This window comes from Streptomyces sp. NPDC003036 (assembly GCF_040611175.1).
Classification (GTDB): Bacteria; Actinomycetota; Actinomycetes; order Streptomycetales; family Streptomycetaceae; genus Streptomyces.
Genome location: NZ_JBEXNO010000002.1, coordinates 93,075 through 106,127, shown reverse-complemented (window position 1 = coordinate 106,127; position 13,053 = coordinate 93,075). Strand labels below are relative to the sequence as shown.

Below are 13,053 nucleotides of genomic sequence, written 5' to 3'. Positions count from 1 at the left end.
CGTCACCACCTGACGGGAAGGCGGCGGACGCCGCGCATGAGGAGGCCGGGCAGCCAGTCGAGCGGGCCGGCGGAGGAGTCGGGTTCGAGGGACGGGAAGCGTTCCAGCAGGGCGCGGAGCGCGATGCGGGCCTCCAGACGGGCCAGCGGGGCGCCCAGGCAGTAGTGGATGCCGTGGCCGAAGGCGAGGTGGCCGCCGGTGTCGCGGCGGATGTCGAAGCGGTCGGGGTCGGCGAACCTGGCCGGGTCGCGGTCGCCCGCGGCGAGGCCGACGAGGACGGTCGCGCCGGCGGGGACGACGGTGTCGCCGAGGGGCACGGCCTCCAGGGCGAACCGGGCCGTGGCGGTCTCGACCGGCCCGTCGTACCGCAGCATCTCCTCCACCGCGCCGTCCAGCAGCCCGAAGTCGGCGCGCAGCGCGGCCAGCTGTTCCGGATGGGCGAACAGGGCGCGCATCCCGTTGGAGACGAGGTTGACGGTCGTCTCGTGCCCCGCGATCAGCAGCAGGTACGCCATGGCCCGCAGTTCGGCGGCCGAGAGCCGGTCGCCGTCCTCGGCGCGCGTACGCAGCAGGGCGGAGAGCAGGTCGTCGGTGGGGCGGGAGGAGCGTTTGTCCTCGATGAGTGCGTCGAGGTACGCGCCGAGGGCCCGTACGGCTTCGAGCTCGGGGTCCGCGCCGGTCGGGGCGACGATCTCGGTGGACCAGGCGCGAAAGCGGGCGCGGTCGGCGGCGGGCACGCCCAGCAGTTCGCAGATGACGGTGATGGGCAGGGGGAAGGCGAGCGCGTCGACGAGGTCGGCGCGCCGGTCCGGTACGTCCATGGCGTCGAGCAGCTCGTCCGTGACCGTCTGGACGCGCGGCCGCAGCGCCTCCACGCGCCGCCCGGTGAACTCGCGGGCGATCAGCTTGCGCAGCCGCGTGTGGTCGGGTGGGTCCACGACCAGCAGGTGCGGCCCGATGAGCTGCTCGTCGAGCATGCTCGGGAGACCGGCGGCGGCGGGCGACTTGGCCAGCCTCGGGTCGGCGAGCGCGGCTCGCGCCTCGGCGTGGCCGACGATCAGCCACACCTCGTGGCCGAGGCGCGTACGGACGTGGTGGACGGGTCCGCTGTCGCGGAGCTTGGCGTAGTACGGGTACGGGTCGGCGTTGAACTCCTCGCCGTACGCGCCGAGATCGACGATGGCCATCGGCCCACCCTACGCGCCGGCGGCGGCGCGGGGCTGCTTCTCAGGAGACGGTGGCGGGCGGCGGGGTCCAGCGGTGGCGCGGGGGGACGGTGGCGCTGACGCCGTAGTCCTTCTTGAGGTGTTCGGGGATGGCGTAGTGCATGACGCGGCCCCGGGTGAGGGACGACAGCTCGAAGACGGTGGTGAGGTGTCCGAGCCGGTCCAGGGCCCAGGCGCCGAGGGGCGAGCGGTCCTCGAGGGTCTCCAGGACCCCCAGCAGGTGGGGGGCCGCCTTGACGACGGCGTCCCAGGCGGTACGCGGGACGTCGAGCCAGTCGGCGCAGGTGTCGCCGATGAGGTAGCGGATCAGGGCGGAGACCACGGGGTCGAAGAAGGTCCCGGGGACGACCTCTTCGTACAGGTCGATCAGCTGACGGGTGAGGCGGACTCCTTCCTCGCTGGGGCCCATGTGGCGGACCATGTACAGGTCCAGGAACCGGCGCCCCTCCTCCAGGGTGTGCGGGACGGCGTCCTGGTCGACGCCGAGCATGGCGCCCACCACGCGCCAGGCGTAGAAGTACGCGGCGGCCCCTTCCTCGCTCATGTGGATGCCCAGCCGGTGGAGGCTGTCCAGGACCAGCAGGGAGAAGAACATCTGCCCGCCGATCATGTCCTCCTGGCAGATCGGCACCCCCAGGGCACCGGTGTCCCAGCGGTCCTCGCGCCGGAGGTGGTGGCGGATGGAGGCGTGCAGGAGGCGCACCTTCTGGGCCGCGGGGATGAAGCGGCTGCCGGCCTCGAACGCGCCGGGCTGCATGAGGTGGACGGTGAACTGGCCGGTCTCCGCCATGCGCTTGTTGGGGTAGTTCAGCCCGTGGGTCGTCGACAGCAGCCTGGCGACGTGCGGGACGACGTAGCAGGCGGGCATGGAGGCGAACGACAGGGCGGTGGAGATGTGCACGTTGTTGTCGATGAAGAAGAGCCGCGCCTTCTCCATCTCCTCCCAGTCCACCCAGGACGGCGGCGCGGCGGTCTCCCGCAGGTAGTCGCGGGCGACGTCGGGCAGTCCGTCCGGCAGGGGGGCGCCCGCGGCGGAGACGTAGCGCATGAGGGTGTTGAACGTGCCCACCTCTCCCCGCGCGAACAACGTGGCCACGACGGCGTCGGCCGGCTCGTCGCCCTTGTCGCGCAGGGCGTCCATCGAAGCTTCGGTGTAGGTCATCGCTCTCTCCTTGCAGGGGTCCGCGCCGGCGGGGACGGGGGTGGACAGGGGTGGAGGGCCGGGGGATGTCAATGCAGGCGGTCGGTGGCCCGCCTCGCCAGGTCCGTGAGGACGCGGTGCGCGTACGGCGGGATGTCGAGCTCGTCCAGGGTCCGGACGGCCTGTTCCACGCGTCCGCGGATCAGGTGCTCGATCCGCTCCGGTGCCCCGACCCGCGCCATGAGCGCGCGTGCGGCCGCCAGGTCGATCTCGCCGGTCTCTCCGGTCTCTCCGGTCTCGGTGCCTTCGGTGCCTTCGGTGCCTTCGGTGCCTTCGAGGATGCGGGCGAGCAGCCGTCTCCCCTCGGGACCGGCGGCGCGCCAGGTCTCGGCCAGCAGCGCGGTGGGGCGGCGGGTCCGCAGGTCGTCCAGGTCCGCCTTGCCGGTACGGGAGGAGGAGCCGAACAGGCCGAGCAGGTCGTCGCGCAGCTGGAACGCCTCGCCCAGCGGCAGGCCGTAGGCGGAGTAGCCCTCGCGGAGTGCGGGGCCGGCACCGGCGAGCAGGCCGCCGATGAGGAGGGGCTGCTCGACGGTGTACTTGGCGGTCTTGTAGCGGATGACCTGCAGCGAGGCGCCGAGGTCCGGCGGGGTTCCGGTGCGCAGGATCTCCAGGCACTCCCCCGCGATCAGCTCCCGCGCGAGGGTGGTCCACAGCGGTCGGGCGCGGGAGAGGTACGCGGAGGGCAGGCCGCTGGTGGCGAACAGCTCCCCCGCCAGCGCCATGAGGTGGTCGCCCACGAGCATGGCCAGGGAGCGGGCGGTGGCGGCGGTCTCCCGGGGGCGGCCGGCGAGGGCCGCCTCCAGGGCCAGGTGGGCGGTGGGCAGGCCGTGGCGCAGGGTGCTGCCGTCGATGAGGTCGTCATGTACGACCGCCGCGGCGTGGACGAGCTCCATCGAGGCGGCCGCGCGTACGAGGGCGTCGCTGTCCGGCTGCCCGGCCGCTCTCCAGCCCCAGTAGCAGAACGCCGCCCGCAGGCGCTTGCCGTGCCGGGCGGCGGCCTGGAGCTGTTCGGCCACCGGCTTCAGGTCGTCGTCGATGTCCAGCAGCCGGGCGGCCTCCTCGGCCAGGAAGTCCCGCAGTGTGCCGTCGATACGGGCCTTGAAGACGGCCGGGTCCCACCGGTCGGACATCGTCAGACATCACCGTCAGGGGCCCGGCGGTGGGCGGTCCCGCCGTCGGCGGTTCGGCCGTCGGCGGTTCGGCCGTCGGCGGCAGCCCGCCGCTCGACCACGTGCCGGGCCAGCACCTCCAGGTACGCGGGGGGCACGTGCGCGTACCGGTCGAGGGCGAGGCGGCCCCGCGCCTCCAGGTCCCGTTCGGCGTCGCGGGCGAGATCCACCGCGTCCGACCGGCGCAGCAGGGTGCCCAGTGTGCCCGCCACCGATCCGATCGCGCTCACGGCCAGATCGGCCAGCCCGGCGACGAGCAGCACGGCGTGGCCGTCCGGGCCACTCGCCCGCCGCGTCGTGCGCGTCGTGTGCGTCATGTTCGTCATCCCACGTCTCAGGAGGGTCGAGTGAGGGCGCCTGTCCGGGCACCCCGAACCAGATCATGGCGGTGCGGAAGCGACGAAGATCAGTGAATACCCCAATGGGGACAGAGGGGAACGGGTGTCGGATACGGGACCAACAATCGGCAGTGAAGCGCGTTTCCCGGCGAAGAGGGGTGGGTAGCCCCAGAGCTGGGAGCGCTCCCATCCACCCGGCACCCCACTCAACCGGAAGATGGAGCCGCACAATGACTGGTCATGTTCTGGACAGTCCCGCCCGCACCGCGGGCCGTCCGCGCCGCCCCCGCTGGGCGGTACACCTGCTCACCCTCCTCTCCGCGGCGCTGCTCAGCCTGATCCCCTGGGCCGGTACCGCCTCGGCGCACGGGTCCGTCGTCGACCCGGCGTCCCGCAACTACGGCTGCTGGTTACGCTGGGGCAGCGACCACATGAACCCGGCCATGCAGCAGCAGGACCCGATGTGCTGGCAGGCCTGGCAGGCCAACCCGAACGCCATGTGGAACTGGAACGGCCTCTACCGCAACGGCGTCGGCGGCAACCACCAGGCGGCCATCCCCAACGGCCAGCTCTGCAGCGGCGGCCAGGCCGAAGGCGGCCGCTACAACGCCCTGGACGCCGTCGGCCCGTGGAAGACCACGAACGTCACGAGCAACTTCACGGTCAAGCTCTTCGACCAGGCCAGCCACGGCGCGGACTACTTCCTCGTCTACGTCACCAAGCAGGGCTTCAACCCCGCCACACAGGCGCTGAGCTGGAGCGACCTGCAACTGGTCAAGCAGACCGGCCGTTACGCCCCGAGCCAGAACTACGTCATCGACAACGTCAGCGCTCCGGGCCGCACGGGCCACCACGTCGTCTACACGATCTGGAAGGCCTCGCACATGGACCAGACGTACTACCTGTGCAGCGACGTGAACTTCGGCTGAGCTGCTCAGCTGCTTCGAGCTGCTGAGCCACACCTGAGCCCGGGCCCGCGGTGCCGCCGATCACCGCGGGCCCGCGGCGCTCCTCCCCCACCACGTCCCGGCGAGCACGAGCGCGGCACCGACGAGGCCCACCGCGCCCACCTGCTCCCGGGCGACCGCGATCCCGGCCGCCGCCGCCCACAAGGGCTCGGTGCCGAGCAGCAGGCTCACACGGGACGGCGAGGTGCGGCGTACCGCCCACATCTGCACGAAGAACGCGAACAGGGTGCAGAACACGGCCAGGAAGATCAGCCCGGCCCACTCGCGCGCCCCGAAGCCCGCCGCCACCGCCCACGGTGACGCGCCGCTCCCCGGCACGGCGACGGCGATCAGGGCGAAGACGGCCACAGCGCCGCCGAGTTGGACCGTCGTGAGCGAGAGCGAGTCCGCGCCCTGGACGGCTTTGATGCGGGACATGGCCAGCACATGCACCGTACGGGCGAGCGCGGCGAGCAGCATCAGCAGATCGCCGCCCGACGGGGCGGTGAAGCCCCCGCCTTGCGTCAGCAGCACCACGCCCGCCAGCGACGTCCCGGCGGCGGCCAGGAAGGAGCCGGACGGGCGGGTCCCGGTCAGCGCCGCCTCGGCGAGCGGCGTGAAGATCATGGTGAGGCTGATGATGAGCCCGGCGTTGGTGGCGGACGTGTGGACGACGCCGTACGTCTCCAGCAGGAAGATGCCGCTCAGTACGGCTCCGAGAGCTCCCGCCCCGCGCCACTGGGCCGCCGTCAGGGCGCGCAGGGCGCGCCATCCGGCGGCGACGAGCACGGGCAGGACGACCGCGAAGCGCAGCACCAGTACGGCGATGACGGTGTGCGCGGTGGTGATGCCCTTCGCGGCGAGGTAGCTGGCGCCCCAGACGGCCGCGACGAGCAGCACGGGCAGGTCGGTGAGCCAGGCCCTCCGGGCGTACGGGGGCGCGGATGCGGCGAGCGACGACATGGGCCGAGGTCTCCAACGGGCGGGGCGGTGTGGAGACTTCGGCGGCTCGCACGCGGACGATCACCGTACCGGGGCCGCGCTCACCGGTCGAGGTCGACGTCGAGCTCGAAGGAGCCGAACTGAGCGGGCCCGGCGGTCCGGTAGGTCTGGATGGTGATGCCGGTGGTGGTCGTGCGGTGGCCGGTGAGTTCGAAGGCGGTCGGGGTCCCGCCGTCGGGGAAGAGGCGGCGGCCCTTGCCGAGGAAGACGGGGTAGACCAGCAGGTTCAGCTCGTCGACGAGGCCGTGCGCGAGGAGGCTCTGGGCGAGGCGGGCGCTGCCGTGGACCTGGATCTCGCGGCCGGGGCGCTGCTTGAGGCGGTTCACCTCCTCGGTCAGGTCGCCTTTGAGCACGGTGGAGTTGTGCCAGTCGGCATGGTCGAGGGTGGTCGAGAAGACGTACTTGGGGAGGGTGTTGAGGCGGCTCGCGACGGGGTCGTTCTCGTCGGTGACCTTGGGCCAGTACGAGGCGAAGATCTCGTACGTCCGCCGGCCGAGGAGGAAGCAGTCCACGCGCTGGAAGACCTCGTCGATGAACCGGCCGAACTCCTCGTCCACGAACGGCACGCTCCAGCCGCCGTACTCGAAGCCGTCGCTGCGGTCCTCGTCGGGGCCGCCGGGGGCCTGCATGACTCCGTCGAGCGTCATGAAGGTGGTGAGGGTGAGCGTGGCCATGGCTGCGCCTTTCTCATCAGGTCCTTCTTCATCGTCCGTCACATGCTCCGACCGCGCGCGTGGCCGGAACTCATCGCTGGTCCGGCAGTGGATCTCCAGGTCCGTTTCCCGCCGGTGAGACGGCGGCTCCCCCGATGTGATGGAGCCCGCACCCACAAGCAGGGAGGTCACCATGAACGGCAGGGCAGCTCTGGTCACCGGCGGCAGCCGCGGCATCGGCGCCGCGATCGCGCTGCGGCTGGCCCGGGAGGGCGCGGACGTCGCCCTCACCTACGTACGCGACGAGGAGGCGGCCCAGGAGGTCGTGCGGAGGATCGAGGCGACCGGGCGGCGCGGGCTGGCCCTGCGCGCGGACGCGGGTGACGCGGCCGGCGCGGCGGACGCGGTGGAGCGCGCCGCCGGGGAGCTGGGCGGCGGGCGGCTCGACGTGCTCGTGAACAACGCGGGGGTCGGGGTGCTCGGCCCGCTGGAGAGCCTGACGCTCGCGGACGTGGACCGGGTCCTCGCGGTGAACGTCCGGGGCGTGTTCCTGGCCTCCCGGGCGGCGGCCGCCCGCATGGGGCGCGGCGGGCGGATCGTCACGATCGGTACGTGCATGACGCAGCGCGTCCCGGGGCCGGGCGGAACGCTCTACGCGATGAGCAAGTCCGCGCTGTCCGGCCTGACCAGGGCGCTGGCGCGGGAGCTGGGCGGCCGGGGCATCACGGCGAACATCGTCCACCCGGGGCCTGTCGACACCGACATGAACCCCGCCGACGGTCCGTACGCGGACGGCCAGAGCGCGATGACGGCGCTGGGGCGCTTCGGCGTGCCGGACGAGGTGGCGTCGATGGTGGCGTACCTCGCAGGTGAGGAGGCGGGGTACGTGACGGGCGCGGAGTTCGCGGTGGACGGCGGCCACGCGGCGTAGCGGCAGGCATGGGGCGTAGCCGTCCGTACGGCAGGCGCGCGGGCGTGAGAAGGCGCGAGGGCGCACCGGTGCTGTCGGGCCGGTGCGCCGCTCGCGTACGGGCAGGTGTCGTGCTGCCCGGGTCATGCGGTCAGCTGAGCTCCTCGTGGCGGGCCGCCAGGCGCTTCGCGCCCTCGTCCGTCAGCGAGCCGAACAGCCGCAGGCGGGAGATGCCGCCGTCGGGGTAGATGTCGATGCGGACGTGGGTGCCCACGACCGGCTCCGGCAGGACGAACCGGTGGTTCGTGTCCGGCTGGAGGCGGGTGCGCGCCATGAACTCGGTCCACTCGCCGCTCTCGCCGTCGCGTACGGAGAGGGCCGCCCAGCCGGCGCTGTTGCCCTTGAGGTACGCGGTGTCGATCTCGACCGCGCGGATCGCGGACTGCTCGACCAGCTGGTAGCGGATCCAGTCGTTGCCCTTGTCGCGCCGGCGGCGGGTCTCCCAGCCGTCGTCCATCTTGCGGGAGCGGCCCGGCTGGATGGTGTTGGTGGCCGGCGAGTAGAAGCGGTCGGAGGCGTCCTCGACGCGGCCGCCGTTCTCCAGCGCCACGACGTCGAAGGTGCCGAGCACGCCGAGCCACGCCGGGTCGGGGGCGACCTCGCCGTAGACGCGCAGGCGGGCGATGCCGCCGTCGGGGTGCTGGTTGACGCGCAGGTGCGTGAAGCGCTGCTCGACGTCGACGGCGAAGCCGTTGGCCGCGTGGCCGCCGATGGCGGTGCGCGGGACGAGCGTCGTCCACTTCACGTCGGGGGCGAGGAGGGCATCGGGCGACGGGGAGCCGGCCACCGAGGTCGCCTCGATGGAGACGGCCTGCGGGTAGTTGCCGCGGAAGTGGGCGGTGTCGACGACGATGCCGCGTACGACGCCGGGGGCGCCGAGGCGTACGAGCGCCCAGTCGTGGTCCTCGGCCGTGGGGTGCGGCTCGTCGGCGGAGACACCGCGGCGGCGGCGCGTCTCCCAGCCGTCCATGATCTTGCCTTTGTGGCCGAAGTGCTCGGGGTCGAACTCGGCGGGCTCGGGCTTGAGCATGTTCTCGCGCTCGGCGAAGAACTCGTCGTTGGCGGCGATGACGCCCGCGCCGAGGCGGCGGTCGGCCAGGTCGACCAGGCTGGTGAAGGGGAAGTCGGCGGTGCGGTAGTCGGCGTACGGGTCGCCGCCGCCGTAGGGGTTCGCGTCGCCGGTGAAGCTGGGTATGGCGGTCACGGGTGTCACTTGGTCCTTTCGAGGAGCCGGCCACTCGGCTCGGCCAGGGTGCCGTTGTCGGCGATGCGCACACCGCGCAGCCAGGTGGACTTCACGACGCCGTGCAGGGTCTTGCCCGCGTACGCCGTGACCCGGTTGCGGTGGTGCAGCTCGGCGGGGTCGACGGTGAAGGTCTCGTCGGGCGCGAGGACGGCGAAGTCGGCGTCGCGGCCCGCTTCGATGGCGCCCTTCTGGCCGAGGCCCGCGAGGCGCGCCGGGGCGGTGGACATCCAGCGGACGACGTCCTCGAGGCTGCGGCCGCGGCGCCGGGCCTCGGTCCAGATGGCGGGCAGGCCCAGCTGGAGGGAGGAGATGCCGCCCCAGGCGGTGGCGAAGTCGGGGGTCTTGAGGTCCGCGGTGGAGGGCGAGTGGTCCGAGACGATGCAGTCGATCGTCCCGTCCGCGAGGCCCTCCCACAGGGCGTCCTGGTTGCTCGCCTCGCGGATCGGCGGGCAGCACTTGAACTCCGTCGCCCCGTCCGGGACCTCCTCGGCCGTGAGGGTGAGGAAGTGCGGGCAGGTCTCGACGGTGACCTGGACGCCCTCGCGGCGGGCGGCGGCGATCATCGGCAGCGCGTCGCTGGAGGACAGGTGCAGGACATGGACGCGTGCGTTGAGCCGCCGGGCCTGGTTGATGAGGTTCTCGATGGCGGTGTTCTCGGCGTCGCGCGGCCGGGAGGCGAGGAAGTCGGCGTACTTGGCGCCGCCCTTCTGCGGGGCCGCGTCCAGGTGGTGCGGGTCCTCGGCGTGCACGATCATCAGGCCGCCGAAGCCGGCGATCTCGGCGAGCGAGGCGGCCAGCTGCTCCTGGTCGAGCTGCGGGAACTCGTCCACGCCGGACGGCGACAAGAAGCACTTGAAGCCGAAGACGCCGGCGTCGTGCAGGGGCCGCAGGTCCTTGACGTTGTCGGGCAGGGCGCCGCCCCAGAAGCCGACGTCGATGTGGGCCTTGGGCCGGGCCACCTCCTGCTTGGTACGCAGGTTGTCGACCGTCGTGGTGGGCGGGAGGGAGTTGAGCGGCATGTCGATGAGGGTGGTGATGCCGCCGGCCGCCGCCGCGCGGGTGGCGGTCCAGAAGCCCTCCCACTCGGTGCGGCCCGGGTCGTTCACGTGGACGTGGGTGTCGACGAGGCCGGGGAGGACGACGTGGTCGCCGACGTCCTCCAGGCGGGCGCCGGCGGGCACCTCGGCGTCGTACGGCAGCACCGCCGCGATCCTGCCGTCGGCGACGGCGACCGAGGCGGCGCGCGTCCCCTCGGGGGTGATGACGCGCGTCGAGCGCAGTACCAGATTCACGTCCACGTTCCCGTCGTTCTCCATCCACATCGTCCTACAGCAGAGGAACTTCAACGAACTGTTGAAGCTTGCGATGGAGTCTTCACTCCGGATCCGGCGCCGTCAAGAGGCCCCCCGGGGGCGGCCCGGGTGGCGTGCGGGCGGCTTGGATGTTTCCATAAAGTGGAAAGATAATTTCATTCAAGGGAACGTAGCTACCCACAGAGGGAGGTCCGGCGAGCAGCCCCCGATCCCGGCGAGCACCCGGACAAACGGCCCCTGACCGGCAAAGACGTCCCACTGCGGGCGATGTGCCCGGCGGGACGGCCCGGTAGGCTGCTGACTTGCCCATCCGCCCCGAAAGGACCGTGCCGTGCCGACGTCCAGCGCCAGCACCACCGACGCCGCCAAGCCCGCCCCCGCGACCGGCGGTGTGCAGTCCCTCGAGCGTGCCTTCGACCTCCTGGAGCGGATGGCCGACGCCGGGGGCGAGGTCGGCCTGAGCGAGCTCTCGTCCAGCAGCGGACTGCCGCTGCCCACCATCCACCGCCTGATGCGGACGCTGGTCGCCTGCGGCTACGTACGCCAGCAGCCCAACCGGCGGTACGCGCTGGGCCCCCGCCTCATCCGCCTCGGCGAGTCCGCGTCGCGGCTGCTCGGCACCTGGGCCCGCCCGTACCTCGCCCGCCTCGTCGAGGAGACCGGCGAGACCGCGAACATGGCACTGCTCGACGGCGACGAGATCGTGTACGTGGCGCAGGTGCCCTCCAAGCACTCGATGCGCATGTTCACCGAGGTCGGCCGGCGCGTGCTGCCGCACTCCACCGGCGTGGGCAAGGCGCTCCTCGCGCACACCCCGCCGGAGGAGGTCCGCGCGCTGCTCGCCCGTACCGGGATGCCGGCCGCGACCGAGAAGACCATCACCACGCCGGAGGGCTTCCTGGACGCCCTGGTGCAGGTGCGGGAGGCCGGGTTCGCGGTCGACGACAGCGAGCAGGAGATCGGGGTGCGCTGCATCGCGGTCTCGGTGCCCGACTCCCCCACCGCCGCCGCGATCTCCATCTCCGGCCCGGCGGGCCGGGTGACGGAGGCCGCGACGGAGAAGATCGTCCCGATCCTCCAGGAAGTCGCGCAGGACCTGTCGACGGCCCTGGCGAACACCGCCGCCGCCAACGGCCAGGGCTGAGGCCTCAGAGCCGGACCGGCCGCGGCTCGGACAGCCTGCCGTCCCGGACCGTTACCGTGCGGTCCACCCGGTCCAGGTGGGCGCGGTCGTGCGTCACCAGCACGGTGGCCGTGGAGCGTGCCCGGGTCAGCGTGACCAGCAGGTCCAGGACCGCCGCGCCCCGCTCGTGGTCGAGCGCGCTGGTCGGCTCGTCGACCAGCAGCACGGCCGGGTCGTTCATCAGCGCCCGCGCGATGTTCACGCGCTGGCGCTGACCTCCGGAGAGCTGGTGCGGCCGCCGCCCGGCCTGGTCGGCGAGACCGACGGCGTCCAGCAGTTCCAGGGCCCGCGCCCGGGCAGCCCCGCGGCTCTTCCGGCCCGAGCCCGATCGCGAGTCCGAGCCACCCGACAGGTGGGCCATCACCGTCAACTGCTCGGCGGCCGTGAGCGACGGCAGCAGGTTCGGCTGCTGGAACACGATCCCGATGCGCGTGCGCCGCAGGGCCGCCCTGCCCGCCCGGTCGAGGGTGCTGGTGTCGGTCCCGGCGACCACCACCCGCCCCCGGTCCGGGGTCACCAGCGTCGCGGCCACCGCGAGCAGGCTGGACTTGCCGGAGCCGGACGGGCCGACGACCGCCGTGAGGGTGCCGGGCGGGACGGCGAGCGAGACGGAGTCGAGCGCGGTGACCCGCCCGTCGCCGTCCGGATAGGTCAGGGTCACCTGGTCGAGAAGAAGGCTCATCGGGCGCTCCCCAGCGCGGTCAGCGGGTCGACGGCGGTGATCCGCCGGATGGACAGGGCGGCCCCGAGCATCCCCAGGGCGATCATCACGGCGGCCGGTACGAGGACGGTCGCCGGCTCCAGCACGAAGGGCACGTCGCTCCCGCTCACCAGGGCGCCGACGCCCACCGCCAGGCCCGTCCCGAGCAGCGTCCCGCCGGCCAGCATGAGCGCCGCCTGCCCGAGGGCGTCCTTCAGCAGGTACGGCGTGGAAGCGCCGAGCGCCTTCAGCACGGCCACGTCGCCGGCGCGCTGGATCGTCCACACCGTGAAGAAGGCCCCGATGACGAGCGCGGAGATCACGAACAGGAAGCCGCGCATCAGCTGGAGCGAGCCGTTCTCCGCCTGGTACGAGCCGATGGCGGTGAGCGCCTCGTCGACGCCGAGCGTCCGCGTACCGGCGGCCCGGTCCCCCGCCGCCGCGTCGATCCCCGCGCCCCGCAGGGCGACGACCGTCGCACCCGTGCGCCCCGAGGCGTGCCAGTCGGCCAGCGACGTCCACACCACCGGCGTATGGCTGTACGAGGCGTCGCCCGCGACCGCCACCACGGTCAGCTCCCGGGAGCCCAGTCGTACGCGGTCCCCCGGGCCGGCCACGCCGAGCTCGTCGGCCGCCGACCGCGACAGGACCGCCTTCCCGGGCCCGAGCTTCGCGCTCTGCGGGGCGAGCCCGGCGCCCGGCGCCGTACCGAAGGCGGAGACGGCCGCCGTGCGGCCGTCCGCGGCGGTGGCGTTCAGGGTGCTGATCCCGAGGGGCTCGGCGGCGGTGACGCCGGGCTGCCGGGACCAGGTGCGCCAGGCGCTCTCGGGGACGGCCGAGTCGGCGAAGGACACCGACCGGCCGGGGGGCGGGGCGGCGAAGGCGAGCCGGTCGGCCGGCAGCCCGGTGATCGCCGAGACGTTCTCCCGCGCGAGCCCGGCCGTCAGCCCCGACAACAGCCCCACCAGCAGGGTGATCAGCACGATCACCGTGCCCATCAGCGCGAACCGCCCCTTGGCGGACCGCAGATCTCTCCATGCCACGAACATGCCGCCCAGCCTGCCGACGTCTCGCCCGGCGCCGCATCGCGCGCCGGACGGCCCGG

13 protein-coding genes are annotated in these 13,053 nt (G+C 72.9%); 3 read left to right on the top strand and 10 right to left on the bottom strand.

From position 1 onward, the window contains the following. Positions 1-2: 2 nt before the first annotated feature. The 4 genes from ABZX67_RS02090 to ABZX67_RS02075 all read right to left on the bottom strand — a co-directional run bounded on the left by ABZX67_RS02090 (position 3) and on the right by ABZX67_RS02075 (position 3,913). Positions 3-1,187 (bottom strand): cytochrome P450, encoded by a 1,185-nt coding sequence (locus tag ABZX67_RS02090; protein ID WP_355353003.1) that lies wholly within the window; start codon positions 1,185-1,187, stop codon positions 3-5. A gap of 40 nt (positions 1,188-1,227) precedes the next feature. Further along, positions 1,228-2,388 (bottom strand): oxygenase MpaB family protein, encoded by a 1,161-nt coding sequence (locus ABZX67_RS02085; RefSeq protein WP_355353000.1) that lies wholly within the window; start codon positions 2,386-2,388, stop codon positions 1,228-1,230. 68 nt (positions 2,389-2,456) lie between these two features. Next, a complete protein-coding gene (locus ABZX67_RS02080) occupies positions 2,457-3,557 on the bottom strand; it encodes a polyprenyl synthetase family protein (protein WP_355352997.1) in 1,101 nt (366 codons plus the stop codon). A gap of 2 nt (positions 3,558-3,559) precedes the next feature. Further along, positions 3,560-3,913, bottom strand: coding sequence for a polyprenyl synthetase (locus ABZX67_RS02075; protein WP_355352994.1), 354 nt, complete (start codon positions 3,911-3,913; stop codon positions 3,560-3,562). Between the two features lie 251 nt (positions 3,914-4,164). On the opposite strand from ABZX67_RS02075, the gene ABZX67_RS02070 reads away from it, so the two are divergent. Further along, positions 4,165-4,863 (top strand): lytic polysaccharide monooxygenase, encoded by a 699-nt coding sequence (locus ABZX67_RS02070; RefSeq protein ID WP_355352991.1) that lies wholly within the window; start codon positions 4,165-4,167, stop codon positions 4,861-4,863. 60 nt (positions 4,864-4,923) lie between these two features. Here ABZX67_RS02070 and ABZX67_RS02065 read toward each other — a convergent pair whose 3' ends face one another. Both ABZX67_RS02065 and ABZX67_RS02060 read right to left on the bottom strand, forming a co-directional pair. Then, positions 4,924-5,844 carry a DMT family transporter gene (locus ABZX67_RS02065; protein WP_355352988.1) on the bottom strand — a complete coding sequence of 307 codons (921 nt, stop codon included), beginning with the start codon at positions 5,842-5,844 and terminating at the stop codon, positions 4,924-4,926. 80 nt (positions 5,845-5,924) lie between these two features. Continuing rightward, entirely contained in the window at positions 5,925-6,557 is a 633-nt protein-coding gene (locus ABZX67_RS02060) for a dihydrofolate reductase family protein (RefSeq protein ID WP_355352985.1), read from the bottom strand. Between the two features lie 172 nt (positions 6,558-6,729). Between ABZX67_RS02060 and ABZX67_RS02055 the strand changes: the two genes are divergently transcribed. Then, the gene (locus ABZX67_RS02055; RefSeq protein WP_355352982.1) at positions 6,730-7,467 is read left to right on the top strand and encodes an SDR family oxidoreductase; all 738 of its coding nucleotides are present in this window, start codon (positions 6,730-6,732) and stop codon (positions 7,465-7,467) included. Positions 7,468-7,597: 130 nt separating this feature from the next. Here the strand turns inward: ABZX67_RS02055 and alc are convergent, their stop codons facing one another. Together alc and allB are read right to left on the bottom strand one after the other, a co-directional pair. Further along, the gene (gene alc / locus ABZX67_RS02050) at positions 7,598-8,710 is read right to left on the bottom strand and encodes an allantoicase (protein WP_355352979.1); all 1,113 of its coding nucleotides are present in this window, start codon (positions 8,708-8,710) and stop codon (positions 7,598-7,600) included. Positions 8,711-8,715: 5 nt separating this feature from the next. Then, positions 8,716-10,068 (bottom strand): allantoinase AllB, encoded by a 1,353-nt coding sequence (gene allB / locus ABZX67_RS02045; protein ID WP_355352976.1) that lies wholly within the window; start codon positions 10,066-10,068, stop codon positions 8,716-8,718. 328 nt (positions 10,069-10,396) lie between these two features. Here allB and ABZX67_RS02040 point away from each other — a divergent pair, with 328 nt between their 5' ends. After that, positions 10,397-11,209 (top strand): IclR family transcriptional regulator, encoded by an 813-nt coding sequence (locus ABZX67_RS02040; RefSeq protein ID WP_355352973.1) that lies wholly within the window; start codon positions 10,397-10,399, stop codon positions 11,207-11,209. Positions 11,210-11,213: 4 nt separating this feature from the next. On the opposite strand, the gene ABZX67_RS02035 is transcribed toward ABZX67_RS02040, so the two are convergent. After that, positions 11,214-11,930 (bottom strand): ABC transporter ATP-binding protein, encoded by a 717-nt coding sequence (locus tag ABZX67_RS02035; protein ID WP_355352970.1) that lies wholly within the window; start codon positions 11,928-11,930, stop codon positions 11,214-11,216. Further along, entirely contained in the window at positions 11,927-12,997 is a 1,071-nt protein-coding gene (locus ABZX67_RS02030; protein ID WP_355352967.1) for an ABC transporter permease, read from the bottom strand. The genes ABZX67_RS02035 and ABZX67_RS02030 overlap by 4 nt, the downstream gene beginning before the upstream one ends. Positions 12,998-13,053: the final 56 nt, after the last annotated feature.

What these genes read in the sequence shown, in the direction of transcription:
- ABZX67_RS02055 (WP_355352982.1), top strand. Translation starts at nt 6,730, where the DNA reads ATGAACGGCAGGGCAGCTCTGGTCACCGGCGGCAGCCGCGGCATCGGC.
- ABZX67_RS02090 (WP_355353003.1), bottom strand. Translation starts at nt 1,187, where the DNA reads ATGGCCATCGTCGATCTCGGCGCGTACGGCGAGGAGTTCAACGCCGAC.
- ABZX67_RS02085 (WP_355353000.1), bottom strand. Translation starts at nt 2,388, where the DNA reads ATGACCTACACCGAAGCTTCGATGGACGCCCTGCGCGACAAGGGCGAC.
- ABZX67_RS02070 (WP_355352991.1), top strand. Translation starts at nt 4,165, where the DNA reads ATGACTGGTCATGTTCTGGACAGTCCCGCCCGCACCGCGGGCCGTCCG.
- ABZX67_RS02080 (WP_355352997.1), bottom strand. Translation starts at nt 3,557, where the DNA reads ATGTCCGACCGGTGGGACCCGGCCGTCTTCAAGGCCCGTATCGACGGC.
- ABZX67_RS02075 (WP_355352994.1), bottom strand. Translation starts at nt 3,913, where the DNA reads ATGACGCACACGACGCGCACGACGCGGCGGGCGAGTGGCCCGGACGGC.
- allB (WP_355352976.1), bottom strand. Translation starts at nt 10,068, where the DNA reads ATGGAGAACGACGGGAACGTGGACGTGAATCTGGTACTGCGCTCGACG.
- ABZX67_RS02065 (WP_355352988.1), bottom strand. Translation starts at nt 5,844, where the DNA reads ATGTCGTCGCTCGCCGCATCCGCGCCCCCGTACGCCCGGAGGGCCTGG.
- ABZX67_RS02030 (WP_355352967.1), bottom strand. Translation starts at nt 12,997, where the DNA reads ATGTTCGTGGCATGGAGAGATCTGCGGTCCGCCAAGGGGCGGTTCGCG.
- ABZX67_RS02060 (WP_355352985.1), bottom strand. Translation starts at nt 6,557, where the DNA reads ATGGCCACGCTCACCCTCACCACCTTCATGACGCTCGACGGAGTCATG.
- ABZX67_RS02035 (WP_355352970.1), bottom strand. Translation starts at nt 11,930, where the DNA reads ATGAGCCTTCTTCTCGACCAGGTGACCCTGACCTATCCGGACGGCGAC.